This window comes from Martelella sp. HB161492 (assembly GCF_013184775.1).
Taxonomy (GTDB): domain Bacteria; phylum Pseudomonadota; class Alphaproteobacteria; order Rhizobiales; family Rhizobiaceae; genus Martelella.
Genome location: NZ_JAATVV010000002.1, coordinates 307,313 through 328,794 on the forward strand (window position 1 = coordinate 307,313; position 21,482 = coordinate 328,794).

General features: G+C 60.3%; 23 protein-coding genes. 13 read left to right on the forward strand and 10 right to left on the reverse strand.

Translation table 11 applies throughout. The features are described 5' to 3' along the window. Positions 1–19 precede the first annotated feature (19 nt). From metF to ettA, 3 genes are all read right to left on the reverse strand, one after another. Positions 20–907 carry a methylenetetrahydrofolate reductase [NAD(P)H] gene (gene metF / locus HCK86_RS04330; RefSeq protein WP_176083242.1) on the reverse strand — a complete coding sequence of 296 codons (888 nt, stop codon included), beginning with the start codon at positions 905–907 and terminating at the stop codon, positions 20–22. A gap of 4 nt (positions 908–911) precedes the next feature. Further along, positions 912–1,916, reverse strand: a complete 1,005-nt coding sequence (locus HCK86_RS04335; protein ID WP_176083243.1) for a metalloregulator ArsR/SmtB family transcription factor — start codon at positions 1,914–1,916, stop codon at positions 912–914. A 180-nt stretch (positions 1,917–2,096) separates the two neighbouring features. Then, positions 2,097–3,746 (reverse strand): energy-dependent translational throttle protein EttA, encoded by a 1,650-nt coding sequence (ettA, locus tag HCK86_RS04340; protein ID WP_176083244.1) that lies wholly within the window; start codon positions 3,744–3,746, stop codon positions 2,097–2,099. Positions 3,747–3,959: 213 nt separating this feature from the next. Here ettA and HCK86_RS04345 point away from each other — a divergent pair, with 213 nt between their 5' ends. Next, positions 3,960–4,265 (forward strand): BON domain-containing protein, encoded by a 306-nt coding sequence (locus tag HCK86_RS04345; protein ID WP_176083245.1) that lies wholly within the window; start codon positions 3,960–3,962, stop codon positions 4,263–4,265. Positions 4,266–4,282: 17 nt separating this feature from the next. Here HCK86_RS04345 and HCK86_RS04350 read toward each other — a convergent pair whose 3' ends face one another. From HCK86_RS04350 to HCK86_RS04365, 4 genes are all read right to left on the reverse strand, one after another. Then, on the reverse strand, positions 4,283–4,999 hold the full coding sequence (locus HCK86_RS04350) for a ribonuclease (protein WP_176083246.1): 717 nt from the start codon (positions 4,997–4,999) through the stop codon (positions 4,283–4,285). Positions 5,000–5,162: 163 nt separating this feature from the next. Next, the gene (locus tag HCK86_RS04355; RefSeq protein WP_176083247.1) at positions 5,163–5,507 is read right to left on the reverse strand and encodes a RidA family protein; all 345 of its coding nucleotides are present in this window, start codon (positions 5,505–5,507) and stop codon (positions 5,163–5,165) included. A gap of 92 nt (positions 5,508–5,599) precedes the next feature. Further along, complete coding sequence (locus HCK86_RS04360) at positions 5,600–5,938, reverse strand: TIGR01244 family sulfur transferase (RefSeq protein ID WP_176083248.1); 339 nt, start codon at positions 5,936–5,938, stop codon at positions 5,600–5,602. 105 nt (positions 5,939–6,043) lie between these two features. Further along, positions 6,044–6,898: a DUF4432 family protein gene (locus HCK86_RS04365; protein ID WP_176083249.1), complete on the reverse strand. Its 855-nt coding sequence runs from the start codon at positions 6,896–6,898 to the stop codon at positions 6,044–6,046. Positions 6,899–7,012: 114 nt separating this feature from the next. Between HCK86_RS04365 and HCK86_RS04370 the strand changes: the two genes are divergently transcribed. The 8 genes from HCK86_RS04370 (at position 7,013) to HCK86_RS04405 (ending at position 14,842) form a co-directional block, all read left to right on the forward strand. After that, entirely contained in the window at positions 7,013–8,317 is a 1,305-nt protein-coding gene (locus HCK86_RS04370; RefSeq protein ID WP_176083250.1) for a L,D-transpeptidase, read from the forward strand. 200 nt (positions 8,318–8,517) lie between these two features. Then, on the forward strand, positions 8,518–9,141 hold the full coding sequence (locus HCK86_RS04375; protein ID WP_176083251.1) for a DAK2 domain-containing protein: 624 nt from the start codon (positions 8,518–8,520) through the stop codon (positions 9,139–9,141). 76 nt (positions 9,142–9,217) lie between these two features. Beyond that, positions 9,218–10,645 carry a deoxyribodipyrimidine photo-lyase gene (locus tag HCK86_RS04380; protein ID WP_176083252.1) on the forward strand — a complete coding sequence of 476 codons (1,428 nt, stop codon included), beginning with the start codon at positions 9,218–9,220 and terminating at the stop codon, positions 10,643–10,645. Between the two features lie 102 nt (positions 10,646–10,747). After that, positions 10,748–11,779 (forward strand): cysteine synthase A, encoded by a 1,032-nt coding sequence (locus tag HCK86_RS04385; protein WP_176083253.1) that lies wholly within the window; start codon positions 10,748–10,750, stop codon positions 11,777–11,779. Positions 11,780–11,795: 16 nt separating this feature from the next. Next, positions 11,796–12,524, forward strand: coding sequence for an alanyl-tRNA editing protein (locus HCK86_RS04390; protein ID WP_176083254.1), 729 nt, complete (start codon positions 11,796–11,798; stop codon positions 12,522–12,524). A 26-nt stretch (positions 12,525–12,550) separates the two neighbouring features. Next, positions 12,551–13,405 (forward strand): 3-mercaptopyruvate sulfurtransferase, encoded by an 855-nt coding sequence (gene sseA / locus HCK86_RS04395; protein WP_176083255.1) that lies wholly within the window; start codon positions 12,551–12,553, stop codon positions 13,403–13,405. 5 nt (positions 13,406–13,410) lie between these two features. Beyond that, positions 13,411–13,971, forward strand: a complete 561-nt coding sequence (locus HCK86_RS04400; protein WP_176083256.1) for a GNAT family N-acetyltransferase — start codon at positions 13,411–13,413, stop codon at positions 13,969–13,971. A gap of 31 nt (positions 13,972–14,002) precedes the next feature. Beyond that, the gene (locus HCK86_RS04405) at positions 14,003–14,842 is read left to right on the forward strand and encodes a putative nucleotide-diphospho-sugar transferase (RefSeq protein WP_176083257.1); all 840 of its coding nucleotides are present in this window, start codon (positions 14,003–14,005) and stop codon (positions 14,840–14,842) included. Between the two features lie 2 nt (positions 14,843–14,844). Here the strand turns inward: HCK86_RS04405 and HCK86_RS04410 are convergent, their stop codons facing one another. Then, entirely contained in the window at positions 14,845–15,501 is a 657-nt protein-coding gene (locus HCK86_RS04410; protein ID WP_246739447.1) for a PadR family transcriptional regulator, read from the reverse strand. Positions 15,502–15,678: 177 nt separating this feature from the next. Here HCK86_RS04410 and HCK86_RS04415 point away from each other — a divergent pair, with 177 nt between their 5' ends. From HCK86_RS04415 to HCK86_RS04425, 3 genes are all read left to right on the forward strand, one after another. Continuing rightward, positions 15,679–16,149 (forward strand): DUF1203 domain-containing protein, encoded by a 471-nt coding sequence (locus HCK86_RS04415; RefSeq protein WP_176083258.1) that lies wholly within the window; start codon positions 15,679–15,681, stop codon positions 16,147–16,149. 97 nt (positions 16,150–16,246) lie between these two features. Further along, on the forward strand, positions 16,247–16,708 hold the full coding sequence (locus HCK86_RS04420) for an Lrp/AsnC family transcriptional regulator (protein WP_235890687.1): 462 nt from the start codon (positions 16,247–16,249) through the stop codon (positions 16,706–16,708). A gap of 282 nt (positions 16,709–16,990) precedes the next feature. Continuing rightward, the gene (locus HCK86_RS04425) at positions 16,991–18,976 is read left to right on the forward strand and encodes a bifunctional 2',3'-cyclic-nucleotide 2'-phosphodiesterase/3'-nucleotidase (RefSeq protein WP_176083259.1); all 1,986 of its coding nucleotides are present in this window, start codon (positions 16,991–16,993) and stop codon (positions 18,974–18,976) included. A 175-nt stretch (positions 18,977–19,151) separates the two neighbouring features. Here HCK86_RS04425 and HCK86_RS04430 read toward each other — a convergent pair whose 3' ends face one another. Both HCK86_RS04430 and HCK86_RS04435 read right to left on the reverse strand, forming a co-directional pair. Continuing rightward, the gene (locus HCK86_RS04430) at positions 19,152–20,339 is read right to left on the reverse strand and encodes a TCR/Tet family MFS transporter (protein WP_176083260.1); all 1,188 of its coding nucleotides are present in this window, start codon (positions 20,337–20,339) and stop codon (positions 19,152–19,154) included. Between the two features lie 73 nt (positions 20,340–20,412). Then, on the reverse strand, positions 20,413–20,571 hold the full coding sequence (locus tag HCK86_RS04435) for a hypothetical protein (RefSeq protein WP_176083261.1): 159 nt from the start codon (positions 20,569–20,571) through the stop codon (positions 20,413–20,415). A gap of 44 nt (positions 20,572–20,615) precedes the next feature. On the opposite strand from HCK86_RS04435, the gene HCK86_RS04440 reads away from it, so the two are divergent. Then, on the forward strand, positions 20,616–21,476 hold the full coding sequence (locus tag HCK86_RS04440; protein WP_176083262.1) for a GNAT family N-acetyltransferase: 861 nt from the start codon (positions 20,616–20,618) through the stop codon (positions 21,474–21,476). Positions 21,477–21,482: the final 6 nt, after the last annotated feature.

Consider the following 21,482-nt stretch of genomic DNA (forward strand, 5'->3'; position numbering starts at 1 on the left):
TTAATGCCAGGAATCAGCATCAGGACACCGAAGAAAGCGCCGAAAAGCCGATCCGTTCCAGAACAGCGCTCATCAGCTTCGAGCGGTTCATGGTGTAGAAATGAAAGTCGGTCAGCCCGCGCCGCCTCAGGTCCATCACCTGCTCGGCAGCGATATCGGCGGCCACCTCGAAGCGACCGGCCGGATCATCGTCCAGCCCCGCAAAACGCGCTTCGACCGCGGCCGGAATGGATGCGCCGCACAGCGCGGCGAAATTCTTCAGCTGCTTGATGTTCTGGATCGGCATGATGCCCGGAACGACAGGAATGCTGACTCCGGCGGCGCGCACCGCGTTGAGATAGTCCTCAAAGACATCATTGTCGAAGAAGAACTGCGTCAGCGCCCGGTTCGCACCATTATCCGCCTTCAGCTTCAGCATGGCGATATCGGCCGCCCGATCAGCGCTTTCGGGATGTTTTTCCGGATAGGCAGAAACGGAAATGTCAAAGTCATCGATACCGCGCAGGCCCTGCACCAGTGCCGCCGCATTGGCGTAGCCGCCCGGAAAGGGCGTATAGGCCGTGCCGATGCCGCCGGGCGGATCACCGCGCAGCGCCACGAAACGCGACACGCCCATTTCCCGAAACTGGCCAATGACCTCATCCACTTCCGCACGCGTCGATTTCACCACGGTGAGATGCGAGGCGACGACCAGATCGGTCTCCGCCAGCATGCGCCTGACAGTGGCGAAGGTCGGCGTGCGGCTGGACGCGCCGGCGCCATAGGTGACCGAAACGAAATCCGGCCGATAGGCAGCAAGAACCTTGACGGCCTTGAAGAGCTGCTCTTCCGCATCCGGGTTTTTCGGCGGGAAAAACTCGAAGGAGATCCGGGGCAGATCATCCGTTGCTGTCGCGTTAAGGGACATGGGTTCAGGCACTCCTCACTGAATGGGTGTCTTTTTGTTCGGCAATGAGCAGACGCGGATCACGCGCAAGCCAGACGGAAACCGTGAGCGCTTGCCTGCCCTCATGGCCCGACGGCAGGTCGACAACACGTTCGACCTTGAGGCCAGCGCGCGTCATCCAGTCCTCCATGGCCTGATGCGAGAAGCCAAGCCGCAGATGGGCGTGCTCCTGCCTCAGATATTCAAGATCATGCGGGGCGAAATCGACCACCAGAAGACGCCCTTCAGGGCGCAGCACCCGCGCGGCTTCGGCAATCGCCTGATCCGGGTGGTCAAGAAAATGCAGGACCTGGTGCACGATCACCAGATCGAAATCCTCCCGCTCCAGCGGCAGGTTCAGGATATCGCCCAGACGCACCACTGCCCGGTTGAGCCCTTCGGCATCCAGATTAGCGCGTGCCACCGCGAGCATGTCGCGGCTGGCATCCACACCAACGGCACGGCGATAGATATCCTTCAAGAGGAGAAGCATCCGTCCGGTGCCGGTGCCGAGATCAAGCAGCGCCTGAACCGGCTTCCTGCCGACCAGATCGACGAGGCAACGCTCCACCTCCGCTTCGGCAACATGCAGACGCCGCATTTCATCCCATTCACCGGCATGGCGGGCAAAATAGGCCTGCGCCCGCTCCGAACGCTGCTGGCGCACTGCGGCAAGCCGCGCGGTATCGCGCAGAAGCGTCGGATCATCGCTGGCAGCATTGGCCAGAAGCTGACGCGCCAGGCTGACGGCGCTGCCATCCTCACGCAGACGGAAATAGGCCCAGGCACCTTCCTGATAGCGATCCACCAGCCCTGCCTCACCCAAAAGCTTCAGATGGCGCGAGATACGCGGCTGGGACTGGCCGAGAATATCCGTCAGATCGGAAACGGTCAGATCGGCGCTGGCCAGCAATGACAGCAAGCGCAACCGGCTCGGCTCTCCCGCTGCCTTCAGCACCTCTACCAGCTCATCCAGTCCGAAGCTTGCCATTCTTCTTCCATTCCGCGACACCGCCCGGCACAGGCGAATCCATCGCGACCAGCAGCATCACTCCATCAAGACATAAACATGTCTTTATGTGATTGCGAAAAATATTGCAAGCCGTCTTCTCATCATACAGAAAAGGCCGCCCGAAGGCGACCTCTCCCAAAGTTCCGGATGGCGAATAACTCAGCGGGTCAGTCGCTTGTAGGTGACGCGCTTCGGATTGACACTTTCGGGACCGAGGCGGCGGATCTTGTCGGCCTCATAATCCTCGAAGTTGCCCTCGAACCACTCCACATGGCTGTCGCCTTCAAAAGCGAGGATATGCGTTGCCAGCCGGTCGAGGAACATGCGGTCATGGCTGATGATGACAGCGCAGCCGGCATAGCTTTCCAGCGCATCTTCAAGCGCCGAGAGCGTCTCGGTATCAAGGTCGTTGGTCGGTTCGTCGAGCAGCAGCACGTTGCCGCCGGATTTCAGCATCTTGGCGAGGTGAACGCGGTTGCGCTGGCCGCCGGAAAGCGTGCCGACCTTCTGCTGCTGATCGCCGCCCTTGAAGTTGAAGGCGCCGCAATAGGCACGGCTGTTCACCTCATGGGGGCCAAGCTTGATGATGTCGTTGCCGCCGGAAATTTCTTCCCAGACCGTCTTGTTGCCATCAAGCGCATCGCGGCTCTGGTCGACATAGGAAAGCTCGACCGTGTCACCAACACGGATCTCGCCGGCATCCGGCGTTTCCTGACCGGTGATCATGCGGAACAATGTCGACTTACCCGCACCATTGGGGCCGATGACGCCGACAATACCGCCCGGCGGCAGCTTGAATTCCAGGTCATCGATCAACAGGCGATCACCATAACCCTTTGCCAGGCCTTCTGCCTCGATGACCACCTGACCGAGACGCTCGCCAGCGGGAATGACGATCTGTGCATCGCCGGGGCGACGGTCGGCAGCGGCAGCCACCAGATCGTCATAGGCGCGGATACGGGCCTTGGATTTCGCCTGACGGGCCTTCGGGCTCGAGGAAATCCACTGCTGTTCGCGCGACAGCGCCTTCTGGCGCGAGGCCTCTTCACGGCCTTCCTGGGCCATACGCTTGGCCTTGGCGGCGAGATAGGCGGAATAATTGCCTTCATAGGGAATGCCGCGGCCGCGGTCGAGCTCAAGGATCCAGCCCGTGACATTGTCAAGGAAGTAACGGTCATGGGTGATCATCAGCACGGCGCCGGGATATTCGCGCAGATGCTTTTCGAGCCAGGCAATGGTCTCGGCATCGAGATGGTTGGTCGGTTCGTCAAGCAGCAGCAGGTCGGGCTGCGACAGCAGCAGCTTGCACAGCGCGACACGGCGGCGCTCACCACCGGAGAGATTATCGACCGCACTGTCGCCGGGCGGGCAGCGCAGCGCATCCATCGCCATTTCGACCTGACTTTCCAGATCCCACAGATTCTGGCTGTCGATGACATCCTGCAACTGGGCCGCCTCATCGGCAGTCTCGTCAGAATAATTCATCATCAGCTCATTGTAGCGATCCAGAACGGCCTGCTTCTTGGCAACGCCTTCCATGGCGTTTTCCATGACGGTCTTGTTCGGATCAAGCTGCGGCTCCTGCGGCAGATAGCCAAGCGTCGCCCCTTCGGCCAGCCAGGCCTCGCCGGTGAATTCCTTGTCCAGACCGGCCATGATCTTCAGAATGGTCGACTTACCGGCGCCGTTGGGGCCGAGAATGCCGATCTTGGCATCGGGATAGAAGGACAGATGGATATTCTCAAGCACCTTCTTGGCGCCATAGGCCTTGTTGAGGCCGGCCATGTGATAGATAAACTGACGTGCCATGGGCTAAACGTTTCCTGCTCCGCTCGCGTGGGGGTCTTGAGCCGCTATTTAGGCTAAAGCGAAGCAACCTACAATGCGACCCGCTTGTTTTTCCGCGCGCGCCACCCCGTTAAGTCGCAGCAGCACGGCTATTGCATCTCGCCTTCATGAGTGAACCTTCGTCCGTTCCATGCGTTGCATTCCCATACGCCAAATCAAGCCAGGGAGCAGACCATGGTTCACAAACCTGCATCGGCCTTCGGCCGGCCCATCGAAAAGACTGACGAACTGTCAGCCGTCGCGCGTCTCGAACGCGCCATCGCTGCGGCGCTGGCAACCGCCGGCGACGTCGACGCGACGGAAGTCGAGGTGACGGTGATCAGCAATATCGCCATGCTCACCGGAGAAATCGCCTCACAGGGCGAGAAGGAACGGGCCGCGGAAATCGCGCTGTCCGTCCCCGGCATCGATCATGTGCGCAATGCCATCGGCCTCAAGTCCATCAGCATCGACGATGAAGTCAGAAGCCGGACCCTGTAGCCCGGCTCATCTTGCTGTCACTGGTTGCCGACGGCATCAACGATCCCGCCATCACAGCCGATATCCGTGCTGCCGGCGCCGTCGATCAGCGTTTCCATCGAACTGCCTGGCGCATACTGGTCTGAAAGGCCGATGGTGATCTCGTCGATCAGCTGGCGGCTGCCATCCGCGACACAGCTGATCTTGATGCGCTTGCTGGCCCCATTGCCGAAGGCATCGTCAAAGGCCTTGCCGATCTCGGCAGACGTCAGTTGCTTGCCGATACTGCCTGCAAAAACCTTCTGCACGGCTGAGCCGTTGACCTGCTGAAGCAGATCGATCGCCGTCTGGAAATAATTCTCCGGCGTGAAGCGGGTGCAGGTGCCATGCTTGATCCATTCATGACGGTCAAGACCTGACTGCATGCCCGGCATGGCCGTTGCCAGTGCGGTTTTCAGGTCGCCGCTCAGATCGAGCGCCGGCAGCTTCATCCAGTCACCGGCCTTGTCCAGCGCCTGAAGATCCGCAGACACACCGCAATAATCGCCCTTGACCGGCCAAAGTCCATGCAGGGCGAAATGATCGGCATCAAAACGGTCCTTTGTCTGTGTCCCGCATTCGGGCTTGCTGCCATTGCCCTCGCAAAAGGCCGGCTGCCAGCTGATCGCCAGAATCGCTGCTGTGGACTTCGCCATTGCCGGCGCTCCGCTGGCGATACTGGCCAGAATCGCAAGGCTCGCTATCCAGATTCTCATTCCCCAAGCTCCGCTTCGTCGTTGGTGTTGTTTCCAGACTGCCGCACCTGTCAGACACAAAAATGGCGGGCTGGCAGAAAAATGCCCGGATCGACAGTGCCGTCGTCCGGGCATCATTTCATCAAAGGCGCAGCACATCAGCCGATGCACTGCCGGGCCCCGATCAGTCGAGTGCAGCGATGACGGTGAACTCGACGAGGATGTTCGGTGCAGCAAGGCTGGCTTCGCTGGTCGCACGCGCCGGAGTATTGGCCGGATCAACCCAGGCCTTCCAGACGTCGTTCATCTCGGCGAAATTGCGAATGTCCTTAAGGTAGATGAGCGTCTGCAGGATCTTGGACTTGTCAGTCCCGGCTTCCGCCAGAAGTGCATCAACCTTGGCGAGGCAATCCTTGGCCTGCTCGGTTACGGTCGCGCCTTCGCCGGTCTGGCCGGATAGATAAACGGTGTTGCCATGAATTACGGCGCCGCTCATGATGGGTCCGACATTGATACGTTTTACAGTCATTTAGATCGTCTTTCTCATGTTATGCATCAACAAAACGCTCCACAATGATAAAAGACATCAATATGGAGCGCCAAGGATCTGATTTATATGAATTAACCGCGCATATGCTCGGCTGCTTCATAAATTCGTGTGGACCGTGCGCCCGAGCGGCAGTAGCCGAGCATTGGCCGTGGCAGCTCGTCCAGTGCATCAACCATGCCGACGACAGCCTGTTCCGTCAGCCCCATGCCGCCGACGGGCACATGAGCGATCTCGATTCCGGCGGCCTCGGCTGCCGCTGCGACATCGTCAAAGGCCGGCTGCCCCGGCTCTTCGCCATCGGGCCTGTTGCAGACGATCGAGCGAAAGCCGAGCGACTTCAGGGTTTCGATATCGGCGACCGTGATCTGGCCGCTTACGGAATAGTCGTCATCAATCTTGCGGATATCCATGGCACTTTCCAGAAATTGTGTTTTGCCATCCATGCTGTGAAATGCGCCCCGATGCAAGGGCGGATCCTGCGGCGATGCATCCTTCTTTTGCCGTCGCCGATGCCGTCAGGCAAAGCGGAATCGCAGCGAGAAGGTCTTTTCCGCACCCGGTTCCACGGCATCGAGTTCGCCGGCATCGGCCAATTCGCGCCGTGATGCCCAGCGATGCGAGGCCGGCTCGATCCCGAGAATATGGGCCGGCCTTTCCTGATTGCGCCAGATCTGCAGAAAGGGCAGCGTCGACGTATCGACTTCCAGAATGAAGGACAGGCCGCCCAGTGCCGCAATCGGCCCCAGCACGGTCTTCGACCAGCCATCGGCGACTGCAACAGCCGGCACGCAGAAAATACCGTGCTCGCCTTCACCAAAATGCCAGGGAAGAATGCCTTCAAGACCTTGCCCGCTCCGGGCCAGCGCCGCATCTTCCAGCGCCACACCATCATCGAAATGCTTGGCGCCGAAATTGATATGATACATCATCATCACTGGAAACGGCCTGGTGCCGACATTGACGACGCGGTCCTTCAGCGTCACCTGCCCGGTTGCGCCATCCATGGTCCAGACGCGCTCGATCAGCGCTTCGCTGCCATCGGCATTTTTCACCGGGATGGAGGCCTGACACTCGGATCCTGCACCGGTCTGTTCCAGTGATTTGATGATTGCCGCGCTGGCAGATGCGGAACCATGCAGCGGGAAGGACGTTTTCCCCAGAGCATCAATCGGTTCCGGATGGCGGATATGATCCGGGCCGCAGGTAAACAGAAAGCCTTCAAGCGAATGATCGATTCGCGGATCGCCATCATCGGGAATGGCTCTTTTCGGAGCGATATCGACACCAGCAACCACGAGGGTACCAATATCAAGGACGGAAGTTGGATCAAGGGCCAAATTCGGCCCGATTCCCGCTGCAAATTCTATCATGATCGTTACCAGGGTGTTTCGCTTTGTGGATTTTGCTATAACAGGTCACCGCCTGCCTTATTGTCGAGAATAGTCCAAAGCTGCCCCTTATCTCAACGCAAAGTTAGTCGGTTCATGCACCTCAGAGTCCTCATCCCCAGCCTGTTCTTTTCGGCGCTCTTGGCGCTGCCTGCCATCGCGGACGCCCATCAGCCTCTATATCGCAACGGTCAGCAGATTTTCCTCGTCGCGCCGAATGGCACAATGCTGGATTATGTCCCCGAGGCAGGAACGGTCATCATGGGCGAGGACACCTTCGGCCACAGGATACTGCTCGATTATAACGGCAATCTCGTCGCGACCGAACTGACTGCGCGGGAATATGACAGCTATGCCACGCGCAACGGCGGCAGCCCCCAGAATGGCAATGGCCGTGCTTTCGGGACGGCTTTTGACCGCAGGGGTGACAATTTCGACGATTATGGCGGGCAGATCGACAGCCGCGACCTTGCACCGCCGCGCGCGAGCGAGCCCGGCTCCTATCAGCGCCAGGGACCGGATACGACCGCCGCACCGAAGGCTGCGATCTCGTCGAAGCCTGACATGAAAGTCGTTGCCCTTCAGGTTCTGCTGGATCGGGAAGGCTTTTCGCCTGGCGTCATTGACGGCCGCATGGGCGACAATGTCCGCAAGGCACTTGCGGCCTATGAGGAGGCCACAGGCCTGACACTGGATCCGAATGACAGTGAGACCATCATGTCGGATCTGTCGCTCGGCGGCGGCCTGCCCTTCCAAAGCTATACGATCACCGCCAAGGATGCCGCCGGACCCTATGTTGCCGCCATTCCCAGCGATTACAGCGAGAAAGCGCAATTGCCGGCCATGTCCTACACATCGGTCGCCGAAATGCTGGCCGAGAAGTTTCACATGGACCAGAACTTCCTGCGCAGCCTCAACCCCGATGCGGACTTCACCCGCCCCGGAACCGTCATCAAGGTGATCAATCCCGGCGCGCCAAAGAGCGGCAAGGTCGCCACCATCATTGCCGACAAGGGACGCAAACAGGTGCGCGCCTATGATGCCGATGGCGCGCTGATCGTCGCCTACCCTGCAACGATTGGCTCATCGGACACGCCTTCGCCCTCCGGCACCGTAACGGTCGAGCGCATCGCCATTGACCCGAGCTATACCTATAATCCATCGAAAAACTTCAAGCAGGGCGACAATGACAAGGTGCTGACCATCAATCCCGGCCCGAACGGCCCGGTCGGCGATGTCTGGATCGCGCTTTCAAAACCGACCTATGGCATTCACGGCACACCTGATCCGGAAAAGATCGGCAAAACATCGTCCCACGGCTGCGTCCGGTTGACCAACTGGGATGCAACCGAGCTCGCCCACATGGTATCGCCCGGCGTTACGGTGACATTCACCGACTGATCGGCGCCCGATCTGTGGAGACATCAGAAAAAGTCTTCGCAGCTGCGGTAAAATCTGACGAATGTTCAAATCAATGTCTCGCTTTACATCGTTTCCATGTACAATCATCGTGATTAAATGACCTGAACAGCAACCAGGCTACGGGCCGGAGGGGGAGCAGTCGCAGCGAACCCCCTTCAGACTGATGATCACGGGGACATATGAGCGACATTACTTCATTTGATATTATCGGAATGTTTTCAGAGATTGCCGTTTCGATTTCTCGCAACAGCCTCTGGCTGAGCCGGCTCGATACCATCAACGGTGACGGAGATCACGGTGAGGTCATGCTGGCGGGTTTCACCGCCATGGAAAACCAGCTGGCGGCGCTAAATCCGTCCAAGGTCACGCCAGCCGGCGTCTTCGACATGGCCGCCGAGACCTTTCTGACGGTCGATTCCCGCTCGGCGCGTCTTTATGCATCGGCTTTCCGGCGCGCGGGCAGCGCCTTGCCGGGCAAGGCGGTCGTCACGGCAGAACAGTTCGACCTCGCCTTTTCCGCCATGGCAAAGGGCATCATCACCCATGGCCAGTCGCATGCGCCGGACAAGAACATGGTCGACGCCTGGCAACCGGCAATTGACGCCTATCAGGCTGCCAGAGCTGGAGGGGGAACATTGTTTGACTGCCTTTCGGCAGCCTCCGACGCGGCACTGACGGGGGCTGAACCCGGCAAGGGTGAGCCGACCGCCGATCTCCCGTTCGGCAATCCGAACAAGGTGATGAATGCAGGCGCCGCCTCTGCTGTCCTGATCATCTCGGCCATGCGGGATTCGCTGCAGTAATCGCGCCAGGGCACTGGTCGCCGGCGGCCTGCCGCTCTACATGCTGCGCAGTGAAAAGAGACTGCCGGAGCGTGACATGCCGCCAAGACCCGCCATCATCTGGTTCCGCAAGGATCTGCGCCTTGCCGACAATCACGCCCTTCTGGCTGCAGCTGAGGGCGGAAGACCGGTTGTTGCCGTCTATATCCGCGAGAGGGACGGCAATTTTCCGCTCGGGCAGGCGCAGGCCTGGTGGCTGGAAAAATCGCTTCAGGCCCTTGGCCAGGCGCTGGCAGACCGCGGCACGCCGCTTATCTTGAAAAGCGGCGATGCGCTGGATGTGCTGCGCGATCTCATCGCCACGACTGGCGCGGATGCCATCTTCTGGAACCGCCGCTACGATCCGCCCGGCATTGCCACCGATGGCAGGATCAAGCAGGCCCTTCGCGACGACGGTTTCACCATGAAAAGCTTCGGCGGACAGATCCTGCATGAGCCGACCCGGCTGAAAACAGGCGTCGGCGGCCCCTACAAGGTCTACACGCCGTTCTGGAAGGCGCTGCAGGCGAGCCTTCATGTGCCGCCGCCCGCTGACCCGCCAAAGCTGCTGAACAGCCCGGAATCATCTGCGGACAGCGAGGCGCTGGCAGACTGGCGCCTCTATGACGCCCGGCCGGATTGGGCTGCAGGCTTTGACGATGTCTGGACGCCGGGCGAAGACGGCGCCCTGAAGCGCCTCGAAGGCTTTCTCTCCGAACGGATCAAGGGCTATGGCGCCGCTCGCGACATTCCCGCCGACGCCGCAACCTCCATGCTGTCACCGCATCTGGCGCTGGGCGAAATCAGTCCAGCCATGATCTGGCACGCAACGGCTGACAGGCAGGATGCGCCGGCGGAGGACACAAGGAAATTCCTGCAGGAACTGGTCTGGCGTGATTTCTGCTACCACCTCCTGTTTCACGCGCCCGATCTTGCGACGAAAAACTGGAACGCAAAATTCGACGGTCTTGACTGGGACGATAACGAAACCGGTTTCTCGGCCTGGACCCGTGGCATGACCGGCTACCCGATCGTCGACGCCGGCATGCGGCAGCTTTGGCGCGAAGGCTACATGCATAACCGGGTGCGCATGATTGCCGCCTCGTTTCTGATCAAGGATCTGATGATCGACTGGCGGCGCGGCGAAACCTGGTTCCGCGACACGCTGGTGGATGCAGATCCCGCCTCCAATCCGGCCAGCTGGCAATGGGTTGCCGGTTGCGGGGCGGATGCCGCACCATTCTTCCGGATCTTCAACCCGATCCTTCAGGGTCAGAAATTCGATCCTGAGGGCGATTATGTGCGCCACTATGTTCCCGAACTCGCGGCATTGCCGGCAAAATATATCCACGCTCCCCTCGAGGCGCCGGATCCGGTTCTGGAGAAGGCGGGCATCGTCCTCGGCGACAGCTACCCGGCACCGATCGTCAATCACAAACAGGCACGGGACCGGGCGCTCGCAGCGTATAAGAATCTGAACGGTTGAAACCACATCCTCACAACTGGCAAATCCGCGCAAAATCATTTCTTGTTTTTCGCGCCGCCGCGCCGGAAAAGTCACCGTTTAAAGCAACAAGGATTTCATGACATGCCCGCCTCTCCTTCGGTCCTCGATCTGATCGGCAACACCCCGCTTGTCCGTCTTCGCGCGGCATCCGAGGCGACCGGCTGCGAAATTCTCGGCAAGGCCGAATTCCTCAATCCCGGCCAGTCCGTCAAGGATCGCGCTGCCCTTTACATCATCCGCGATGCCGAACGCCGTGGCCTGCTGCGCCCTGGCGGCACCATTGTCGAAGGCACGGCCGGCAACACCGGGATCGGCCTGACGCTGGTGGCCAAGGCGCTCGGCTATCGCACCGTGATCGTCATTCCCGAGACACAGGCTCAGGAGAAAAAGGATGCGCTCAGGCTTCTTGGCGCCGAGCTGATCGAGGTTCCGGCCAAGCCTTACAAGGATCCGAACAATTACGTGAAATTGTCCGGACGGCTTGCCGAACAGCTGGCCCGCACCGATGCGAATGGCGCCATCTGGGCCAATCAGTTTGATAATGTCGCCAACCGTCAGGCCCATGTCGAAACCACCGCGCAGGAAATCTGGCGCGATCTTGATGGCAAGGTCGATGGTTTTGTCTCGGCGGTCGGTTCCGGCGGCACCTTCGCTGGCACGGGCATCGGGCTGAAGGAAAAGAACCCCGATATCAAGGTCGCGCTCGCCGACCCCGACGGGGCCGCGCTTTTTTCCTATTACACCACCGGCGAGCTGAAAAGTGCGGGCAATTCGATCACCGAAGGCATTGGCCAGGGCAGGATCACCGCCAATCTGGAAGGGTTTGAACCGGATTTTGCCTATAATATTCCCGATCGGGAAGCCCTGCCGATTATCTTCGAACTTGTCAGGAATGAGGGCTTGTGCCTTGGTGGATCATCGGGCATCAATATAGCCGGTGCTATCCGTCTTGCCCGCACCCTCGGCCCCGGCCACACCATTGTCACGGTGCTTTGTGATTATGGAAACCGGTATCAGTCGAAGCTGTTCAACCCTTCATTCCTCGCGGAGAAAGGGCTGCCGCAGCCCGAATGGATGACGAACAAGACGGAGATTGCCGTTCCGTTCGCATAAGAAGTGTCAGAAATCCATGCCCGTCACAGCCCTCTACCGAGACGACTTCTATTCAGCCAGTTGCCGGTCGGTCGTGACAGCGGTGCATGAGGATGGCAGCTTCGAGACGGACCAGACGGTGTTTTACGCCACCTCCGGCGGCCAGCCAGGCGATACCGGTCTGGCGCGGCGAGCAGATGGCAGTGCCATCCGGCTGGATGTGACGCGCCACGGAGACGCCAAGGACGTCATTCTTCACATTCCCGCCGAGGGTGAGGCAAGTCCCGCCCCCGGCGAAGAACTCATGCTCGAAATAGACTGGGAACGCCGCCACAGGCTGATGCGCATGCATACGGCCTGCCATCTTCTGTCGGTCGTCTGTCCCTTCCCGATCACCGGCGCATCGGTCGGCGAGAACGAGGCCCGCGTCGATTTCGACATGAGCGAAACCATCGACAAGGCAGAGGTCAGCGCCCGGCTGATGCAGCTTGTCGGGGACGATCATCCGGTCTATGTCCAGTGGATCACGGATGAAGAGCTTGCAGCCAATCCCGACATCGTCAAGTCCAAGAATGTCCGTCCACCGATGGGCATGGGGCGCATTTCACTGGTGGTGATCGGCGAAAACGCCGCCGTTGACAGCCAGCCCTGCGGCGGCACACATGTCCGCACGACCGGCGAAGTCGGAAATATCGAAGTCGGCAAGATCGAGAAGAAGGGGCGCGAGAACCGTCGGTTCCGCCTCCGCTTCACCGACATGGCCTGACAATCCAGAATGACAGGGAGATCCTCATGGGCACGGGCAAGAGCCGGTTCATCGTAACACCGCAATGGGTTGAGGAGCGCATCGCCTCTCCGGGCTTCTCCATCATCGATGCCTCCTGGTACCTTCCGGCCCATGGCCGTGATGGCGCGGCTGAATATGCTGCAGCCCATGTGCCGAGCGCTGTCTTCTTCGACCATGACAGGGTTGCCGACCAGTCCACCGGCCTGCCGCATTCGCTGCCGTCACCGGAACAGTTCGCTGCGGAGATGGAACGGCTCGGCGTTTCCAACCGCGACCTGATCGTCGTTTATGACGGCCCCGGCTTTTTCTCGGCACCGCGCCTGTGGTGGATGCTGCGCATCATGGGCGCTGACGCCGTGTTTCTGATGGATGGCGGCTTCGACGGCTGGAAAGCTGCCAGCCGGCCGGTCGAAACCAAGACACGCGAAGCGAGACATGTGCGCTTCAAGACCGATTTCCGCTCCGAACGTGTCACTTCGCTTGCCGAGATGCGCCAGCTCGTGGCCTCTGGCGCGACCCAGATTGCCGATGCCCGCGGCGCCGGCCGCTTCGAAGCGTCAGAACCCGAGCCGCGCCCGGGCATGCGCGGCGGCCATATGCCGGGTGCGAGAAACCTGCCAGCCACTGGTTTTTCCGAAGGCGGCCATTTCCGCGATCTCGGCACACTGGCGTCGATGTTCGAAGAAGCAGGCATTGATCTGTCGAAACCGGTTGTGACCAGTTGCGGTTCGGGTGTAACCGCTGCCATTATCACGCTTGCACTCGAATCGCTCGGCCATGACGACAACAGCCTTTATGACGGGTCATGGTCGGAATGGGGCAGCCTCGCCGATACGCCGATTGTCACCGGGAAGGCCTGACAGACATGACCAAAAAAGCGAGCCCAGTCACGGTTCACATCACCGCGCTGGAAATGACCGCGCCGCCGCGCGCGCATATGCCGTCTCCGGCCAATCTCCATATCGCGCTGATGCGGGTGCCGGAAATTCCGTTGCCCTATTATCGCTTCCTCTACCGCCAGGTCGGCTCGCGCTGGCAGTGGGTGGACCGCATGCGACTGAGCGACGAAAAGCTGTCAGAAACCATTCACAACGACATGACGACGGTGACGGTGCTCTATATCGAGGGGGCGCCAGCCGGCTTTTATGAATATCAGCGCCGCAGTGACGGCGTCACCGAACTCGTTCATTTCGGTCTGTTCGAACGCGCGCTCGGCCTTGGCGTCGGCAAGTGGTTCCTGCTGCAGGGGCTTTATGCCATCTGGGGTGACAAGCCGGAAAAAGTGGTGACGACGACGAATAATCTCGACCACCCCCGCGCACTCCAGCTCTATCAGCGCTTCGGCTTTTCACCCGTTTCCACCTATGAAGGTGAGATTGAGCCGCTGACGGACAAGGAACTGCTGGCGATTGCCCGCGGGCTCTGATGTAACCGACAACAGCACCGGAAAGTCGCCCATGACCGATGAAGGCAACGCCGGTGCACCGGCCTCCCGGCGATCAGTCTGCGGCGTGATCTATGTCGCAACGGGCGATCAATATCGCGATCTCGCCCGCCAGTCGGCGATCACGATGAAGGCGCATAATCCCGGTCTTCCGGTGGATCTCTTCACCGACGATGTCGCATGTGCAGACCGCCAGACCTTCGATGCCGTCCATGAGGTTCCAATCAACCATGATCGTGCGAAACTTGAGTGTTTTCCTCTAAGCCGTTTCGATAAAACACTTTATCTTGATTGCGATACGCTTGTTCTGCGGCCCTTCGGCGACCTCTTCAATCTTGCCGACCGTTTCGATCTGTCTCTCGCCCATGACGTCAGACGCAGGTCCGCTCTGGTACAGCAGGGGCTTGAACAGGAAACGCCCTACGCCTTTCCGCAGCTCAATTCCGGCGTCATGGTCTATCGCAAGTCGGCAGTCATGCTGGCCTTCTTTGCTGAATGGGCACGGCGCTATCACGCCACTCCCGAGATTGGCCGCGATCAGGTTTTCCTCAAGGACATGTTGTGGTCGTCGGATTTGCGCTTCTATGTCCTGCCGCCAGAATTCAATCTTCGGCGCGTGACCGTGCTTGATGCCTGGGAGCCGCTCGATGCGGCCGCGACAATCATCCATTCGCATCGCCTGCTGGATCATATCCGCAAGACCGGCGCTGCCCGGATCAGCACGATCGCTGACATCCTGTCAGCCGAGCGCATTGCCCTGCTCGACGAGTGGCAGGATGCGCATGCCACGAAAAAACGCCCGCGTCCCGAGGATATCGGCACGTGGGCGCTCAGCGGAAACGATCAGGACTGACATCACTCCAGACTGTCAGCGACCTTCAGCAGCTCACGGACAATCTCGCTTGCATTGGCCGGGTCCAGCGCGAGGCGCCGGGCAATGACCTCGCGCAGATTGAGCAATGCCGCATCGACGCTGCGCGGCAGTCCATCGCGACCGCCGGACCTGCCATGCCGCTCGTCGCGGCTGGCCGTGCGCGCCGCAATCAATTCGAGCGCCTTGATGGCCATTTTCGCGATCGCCTCATTTTCATCGAGATGGGCACGCCCCTCCTCGGTAATGCGATAGCGCTTCTTGTTGCCTTCAGCCTCGGCCAGCACGAAACCGCCTTCTTCAAGGAAAGACAGCGTCGGATAGATCACGCCCGGGCTCGGCGCATAGGCACCACCGCTCATATCCTCAATCGCCTTGATGATCTCGTAGCCGTGGCGCGGCTCATCGGCAATCAGCTTCAGCACCAGAATGCGGATATTGCCCTGACGCAGAAAACGCCCGCCACGGCCGAAGCCCTCACCGTCATCATCACCAAAACCGTCAGGACCACCATGACGACCGTGACGGCCGTGACCGCGTCCTTCAAAACCGGCGGCGAACATCGCTCGCATCCGCTCGCCGCGCCCACGCAGCTTCTCGCCGAAGCGGGCCATTTCCTCTTCATCATACATGCCACGCATGACAGAATTCCTTTTCGTTATGTTTTCGATATATCTAAAAATAATCCGAAATCACCAAATTGCAATAGTTCGATATATCGAAATATATCTTTTTTGAAATGGCAGGAAACGGGTGGCGCCGGGGCGGACGGCAGGGCAATTCTGGCACCAAACCCGGCAACCAACGAGGAACCCGATATGACGATCCGGTTTGAAGCCCTTGCGACCGAGACCTGCGACACGATCTGGCAGGGCGGTCATGATGCCTATGATATGGTGCCGGAGCGGCGCATTTCCGATGGTGATGGCGTGCCCTGCCGCCATTGTCTGCGCATCATCGCCGCGGGCACGCCCTATCTTGTTCTGGCACACTGCCCCTTCCCGGCGTTGCAGCCCTATGCAGAAACCGGGCCGATCTTTCTGCATGAACGGGCCTGCCAGCGCTATCTGGCTGACGGCGATCTGCCACAGGTCCTGCAAGACAGCCCCGATTTTATTCTGCGTGGCTACGATGACGAGCACAGAATTGTCTACGGGACCGGCCGCGTCATCCCGACCCCGCACATCACGGCAAGAGCAGCCGAATTGCTGTCACGCGACGATATTGCCTATGTCCATGTGCGCTCGGCCCGCAACAATTGCTATCAGTGCCGCATTGTCCGGGATTGACGCGACGATCAGAACAATCCCTGGCTTGCAGCTTGCCCTGAAGAGAAAATCGTATATTATTGCGTCAGAATTGATTTTTTCGAAGGAATGTCGAGTTTTGGAGCTGGATGAAATAGATCATGCGATCCTGAAAGCGCTTCAGCGCAATGGTCGGATCACGAATGCGGAACTTGCCGAAACGGTCGGACTGTCACCCTCCGCCTGTTCCCGCCGTCTCGACATATTGGAGAAGAACAGCGTCATCGAGAGCTACACGGCGAAGATATCCGCCGATGCGCTCGGTTACAAGATGGTGGCGATCGTCCACATTTCGCTGTCCGGGCAATTTGCCCGCACACTGGCCGAATTCGAGGATGCGGTGATCAGCTGCCCCAATGTGCTGGCTTGCTACATGGTATCGGGCCAGTATGACTATATCCTGCGCGTCGCCGCCAAGGATCTGAAAGATTACGAGCGCATCCACCGCGACTGGCTGTCGGCCCTTCCCCATGTGGCGCAGATCAACTCGTCCTTCGCGCTGCGCCCCGTCATCGAACGGGTGAATGTCGGCATCGACTGACGCCGTGTCCCGGCCGGGTGCTGTTGCCCGGCCCTTTCCCGGCGATTTTCCCACCACGTTTTCGGACCGACTGCGGCATTTTGCGTAAAATTTTGTCCAGACGGAAAATAATCTTCACATTGTCATCTGTCATGCTACGGTTTGACCTGCCGCCGGTGCCGATACCTTGCTTCGGTCGGGGCGCACAGGCTGTCACCGGCATGTCATGCGCCGGTGCCAGAGAGTGAAGCACGTTCTCAGATCAACATTGCCAAACATCCATTTCGACTGTGGGAGACCTCGATGTCCTTGATTGACCTGCAATCCATTTCGCGACGCAGCCTTCTCAAAGGCCTTGCCGCCAGTGCCACCCTGATCACGCTGCACCCCTTTTCGGCGCGCGCGGCGGATAATCAGGCCCATCTCCGACTGATGGAAACCACCGATATCCATGTCAATGTCTTCCCTTATGACTACTATTCCGACAAGCCCAATGACACGATGGGCCTTGCCCGTACCGCATCAATCATCGATGCGATCCGCGCGGAGTCGACCAACTCGCTGCTGATCGACAATGGCGACTTCCTGCAGGGCAATCCGATGGGCGACTATATCGCCTATGAGCGCGGCATGAATGACGGCGATGTCCACCCGGTCATCAAGGCGATGAACGTGCTCGGCTATGAAGTCGGCACGCTCGGCAATCACGAATTCAATTACGGCCTCGACTTCATGTTCAAGGTCTGTAACGGCGCCAATTTCCCCTATGTCTGCGCCAATCTGACCAAGGGTGCGCTTGCCGCCAACCCGAAGGATGACCAGTTGTTCTTCAAGCCTTACATGATCAAGGAAAAGATGATCACCGACGGCGCCGGCAATACCAGCCCGGTCAAGATCGGCTTCATCGGCTTTGTGCCGCCGCAGATCATGACCTGGGACGAGAAGAACCTGTCCGGCAAGGCGCAGACCCGCGATATCGTCGAGGCCGCCAAGGCATGGGTGCCGGTCATGAAGGAAGACGGCGCCGATATCGTCATCGCACTGTCCCATTCCGGCATTGACGGCACCGGCCCCGCCGACCTGATGGAAAATGCCTCGCTCTATCTCGCCGGCGTTGAAGGCATTGATGCGATCTTCACCGGCCACCAGCATCTGGTTTTCCCCGGCCCGACGGACTTCCAGGATATCGCTGGCGCCGACACCACCAAGGGCACGCTGATGGGCAAGCCCGCCGTCATGGCCGGCTTCTGGGGCTCGCATATGGGTCTGATCGACCTGCTTCTGGAGAAGGATGGCAACAGCTGGAAGATCGTCGACTTCACCAGTGAAGCCCGCCCGATCTATCACCGTGATGCCGACCGCAAGGTGATCGCCGATGTTGCCTCGGACCAGCGCGTCGTCGATGCCGCTGAAACCGATCATGAGGCAACGCTGACCTATGTCCGCACCCCCGTCGGCAAGACCTCGGCGCCACTACAGTCCTATTTCGCGCTGGTTGCCGATGATCCGTCGGTGCAGATCGTTTCGCAGGCGCAGACCTGGTACACCAAGGACATGCTGAAGGACGGGCCCTACAAGGATCTGCCGATCCTGTCGGCCGCAGCCCCCTTCAAATGCGGCGGCCGTGGCGGCCCGGACTACTACACCGAAGTGCCCGCCGGCGATGTCGCGATCAAGAACGTCGCCGACCTCTATCTCTATCCCAACACCACCCGCGCGGTCGTCATCAACGGCGCGCAGGTGCGCGAATGGCTGGAAATGTCGGCCGGCATGTTCAACCAGGTTGCCGAAGGATCGCAGGACGCGCCGCTCCTCAACCCTGACTTCCCGTCTTACAATTTCGATGTCATCGACGGCGTCACCTATCAGATCGACCTGTCGCAGCCGGCCCGCTACGCCAAGAACGGCGATCTCGCCAATGCGGATGCGCACCGCATCGCCGACCTTGCCTTTGACGGCAAGCCGATCGACGAAACGCAGAAATTCGTCGTCGCTACCAACAATTACCGCGCCGGTGGCGGTGGCAATTTCCCCGACATCAACTCCGATGTGATCGTCTTCGTCGGCCCCGACACCAACCGCGACGTCATCGTCCGCTACATCGTCGACAAGGGCACGATCAATCCGTCGGCCGATTTCAACTGGACCTTCAAGCCGATGCCGGGCACCACGGCGACCTTCGAGACCGGCCCGCGCGCAACCAACTATATCGCCGACGTCAAGGGCGCAAAAATCGAAGCTGCCGGCGACGGCCAGAACGGTTTCGCGCTCTACCGCGTCGTGCTGTAAACGCAACGCCGGAACGGGACGGGGCGGCTCAGGCCGCCCTTCTCCGTTCCGGTGAATATGCCCCCCCAATCAGCCGAGCATGCGGCGTTTCGACATCAACACCCTCATGACTTCGGGACCGCCATAGCGATCATATTGAACCGCTTTCACGGGAACGTCTCCAAAGAGCAACTGATCAGGCGTCGCTGCGCGATGAACGGGCAGTGGCAAAGAAGACGACCGGGATGGCAGCGACATAGACGGTGGCAACGGCAAGCCAGATGGCGCCCGGCCATTCCGGGCGGAGAAACGCGTAAACGCGAGCGAAGGCGAGCGGCGCGATGACCGAGGCAAGGCTGACGGCGGAGGCGAGCACGCCCTGCAGTTCCCCCTGTCGTTCGGCGGAGACCTTCTCAGTCGCCAGCGCCTGCAGCGCCGGCACCCCGACACTGCCGAGCGCGACGAGCGGCATGAGAAGGAAGACGAGGAAGCCGCGAGGGACAAAAGCAAGCCCGATGAGCGCCAGCGCAAAGGCAGCAATGCCGGAAAGGACGGCACCGCGGGCGCCGAGGAGGCGGGTTGCCCGTCCCGGCAGAAGCGCCTGCACCAGCATCTGGCAGAGCCCGAACATACCGAGCGAGACGCCGATCATGAAGCCACTCCAGCCGAAGGCATCCGCGCCCCAGAGCGCCCAGCAGACGCCATAGGCCTCACCGGCCGCACTGAAGACGAAGAAAACCAGCACCATCGGCAGGAGCGCCGGAGCGCGCACCAGCCGGACAAGCGGGCGGAGCGGGTTGAACGCGGTGAGCGTGATCGGCGCAGACTGACCTTTCCGCGTCTCCGGCAGCACGAAAACCGCGAGCAGGAGGTTGGCGGCGTTGAGGCCGGCGGCGGCCAGAAACGGCAGGCGCAGCCAATGGTCTCCGAGCATCCCGCCCAGCACCGGCCCGGCGATGAAGCCGATGCCGAACATCGCGTTGAGGAGGCCGAAACGGCCGGCGCGTGCGCCCTCGTCCGAAATGTCGGTTAATGCGGCAGATGCAACGGCGACCGTTGCCGCCGTCAGCCCGGCAATCGCGCGCCCGAGAAAGATGAGCGGCAGCGAAGGGGCGAACGCGAGAAAGAGGTAGTTCACCACCGCACCACCAAGCGAAACCATGAGCACGGGTCTTCGCCCGAAGCGATCGCTGAGCGCTCCGAGCACCGGGGCGAAGATGAACTGCATCGCGGCATAAAGTGCGGCCAGAGCGCCGATCGAAAGTGCGATATCGCTTCGATGCGTCACCGACTGGATGAGCGAGGGCAGAATGGGGAAAATGAGCCCGATGCCCATGGCATCGAGAACGACGGTTGATAGCAGGATGGCAAGAGGTGTCTTCATCAAAGCGCTCGCGCCGCGTCAGGCATGGGGGCTCCATGCGCGCGGCAATGCCCGATCCTGTCGGGCCTGGTTGTCAGGAAACGCTGGCCGGTCCATCGGGGCCCGGCTTGTGCGCGAAGGCCCCGGCATCGATGCGGAGGCAATCGTTTTTCGCGATGACGGGTAGATAGGCGATTTGCGGTATTCTGACAAGAGGCGGCACATTCGCTGTTTGCATCGCCAGCATCGTCATCTAATCTCGCCCGACCCCTCGCGCCTTCCGTCCGGAGCCTTTGAATGCATGAACTCATCTTCCGCAATGACTACGGCCGCACGCCGGAAGGGCGCGCAGCACTGAAGAGCCTGATCGGCGATATCTTCGGGCTCGACATCACCCCGCTCGACCGGCTCGGCCACAATCCGGACGTCATCGCCTTCGGCTGGTGGCAGGGCGACCGGCTGATTGCCAATGTGAGCCTTTTCAGGCGGGTGCTCTGGCTTTGCGGGCAAAGGACCGAGGCCTTCGGCGTGCAGTCGGTCGCCGTGCGCCCTGAATTCCGCCGCCGCGGCCTGTTTTTCGACCTGATGACCCGGGCGCTCGCCTTTGCCGATGAACGGGTCGGCCTGGTGATCCTGATGACCGACAGTCCGGCACTCTATGCGCGCTTCGGCTTTCGTCCGCTTCAGGAACACGCCTGCATCGCCACGCCTGATCCTGTTCCTGGTCTCAGGGACGCACGCGCGCTCTCGCTTGCCGATGATGCGGATCTCCGCCTCGTGGTCGATCTCTTCAGACGCCGCGCCCCGACATCGCTTCGGGCATCGGCCACGGATCATCCGGCCCTCTTCCTGCTCAAGGCGTTTACGGACGGGACGATCGAACTCGTCCACCTGCAGCACCTTGAAACCGTGGTGGCGCTGAAACGCCCGGCCGCCGCCCCGGTGGTCCTTCTCGATGTGCTCTCACCTGCCCCGCCCCCGCTTCAGGACATCGCGGCCGCACTCGGGATCGCCGGCAGCACCTTCGAACTGCGCATGACAGCGGATCTGATCGCCCCCGATGCAACCCCTCTGGCCCCGGTTCATCGCGGCCACATGGTGCGCGGTCCCTTCCCGGCAGAATCATCGCCGTTCATGCTCTCGACCATGCATATCTGAGGCGGT

What these genes read in the sequence shown, in the direction of transcription:
- HCK86_RS04350 (WP_176083246.1), bottom strand. Translation starts at nt 4,999, where the DNA reads ATGAGAATCTGGATAGCGAGCCTTGCGATTCTGGCCAGTATCGCCAGC.
- HCK86_RS04370 (WP_176083250.1), top strand. Translation starts at nt 7,013, where the DNA reads ATGCACCTCAGAGTCCTCATCCCCAGCCTGTTCTTTTCGGCGCTCTTG.
- ettA (WP_176083244.1), bottom strand. Translation starts at nt 3,746, where the DNA reads ATGGCACGTCAGTTTATCTATCACATGGCCGGCCTCAACAAGGCCTAT.
- HCK86_RS04430 (WP_176083260.1), bottom strand. Translation starts at nt 20,339, where the DNA reads ATGAAGACACCTCTTGCCATCCTGCTATCAACCGTCGTTCTCGATGCC.
- HCK86_RS04365 (WP_176083249.1), bottom strand. Translation starts at nt 6,898, where the DNA reads ATGATAGAATTTGCAGCGGGAATCGGGCCGAATTTGGCCCTTGATCCA.
- HCK86_RS04390 (WP_176083254.1), top strand. Translation starts at nt 11,796, where the DNA reads ATGCCCGTCACAGCCCTCTACCGAGACGACTTCTATTCAGCCAGTTGC.
- HCK86_RS04440 (WP_176083262.1), top strand. Translation starts at nt 20,616, where the DNA reads ATGCATGAACTCATCTTCCGCAATGACTACGGCCGCACGCCGGAAGGG.
- HCK86_RS04410 (WP_246739447.1), bottom strand. Translation starts at nt 15,501, where the DNA reads ATGCGTGGCATGTATGATGAAGAGGAAATGGCCCGCTTCGGCGAGAAG.
- HCK86_RS04405 (WP_176083257.1), top strand. Translation starts at nt 14,003, where the DNA reads ATGACCGATGAAGGCAACGCCGGTGCACCGGCCTCCCGGCGATCAGTC.
- HCK86_RS04355 (WP_176083247.1), bottom strand. Translation starts at nt 5,507, where the DNA reads ATGACTGTAAAACGTATCAATGTCGGACCCATCATGAGCGGCGCCGTA.
- HCK86_RS04335 (WP_176083243.1), bottom strand. Translation starts at nt 1,916, where the DNA reads ATGGCAAGCTTCGGACTGGATGAGCTGGTAGAGGTGCTGAAGGCAGCG.
- HCK86_RS04345 (WP_176083245.1), top strand. Translation starts at nt 3,960, where the DNA reads ATGGTTCACAAACCTGCATCGGCCTTCGGCCGGCCCATCGAAAAGACT.
- HCK86_RS04380 (WP_176083252.1), top strand. Translation starts at nt 9,218, where the DNA reads ATGCCGCCAAGACCCGCCATCATCTGGTTCCGCAAGGATCTGCGCCTT.
- HCK86_RS04360 (WP_176083248.1), bottom strand. Translation starts at nt 5,938, where the DNA reads ATGGATATCCGCAAGATTGATGACGACTATTCCGTAAGCGGCCAGATC.
- sseA (WP_176083255.1), top strand. Translation starts at nt 12,551, where the DNA reads ATGGGCACGGGCAAGAGCCGGTTCATCGTAACACCGCAATGGGTTGAG.
- HCK86_RS04385 (WP_176083253.1), top strand. Translation starts at nt 10,748, where the DNA reads ATGCCCGCCTCTCCTTCGGTCCTCGATCTGATCGGCAACACCCCGCTT.
- HCK86_RS04415 (WP_176083258.1), top strand. Translation starts at nt 15,679, where the DNA reads ATGACGATCCGGTTTGAAGCCCTTGCGACCGAGACCTGCGACACGATC.
- HCK86_RS04400 (WP_176083256.1), top strand. Translation starts at nt 13,411, where the DNA reads ATGACCAAAAAAGCGAGCCCAGTCACGGTTCACATCACCGCGCTGGAA.
- HCK86_RS04425 (WP_176083259.1), top strand. Translation starts at nt 16,991, where the DNA reads ATGTCCTTGATTGACCTGCAATCCATTTCGCGACGCAGCCTTCTCAAA.
- metF (WP_176083242.1), bottom strand. Translation starts at nt 907, where the DNA reads ATGTCCCTTAACGCGACAGCAACGGATGATCTGCCCCGGATCTCCTTC.
- HCK86_RS04435 (WP_176083261.1), bottom strand. Translation starts at nt 20,571, where the DNA reads ATGACGATGCTGGCGATGCAAACAGCGAATGTGCCGCCTCTTGTCAGA.
- HCK86_RS04375 (WP_176083251.1), top strand. Translation starts at nt 8,518, where the DNA reads ATGAGCGACATTACTTCATTTGATATTATCGGAATGTTTTCAGAGATT.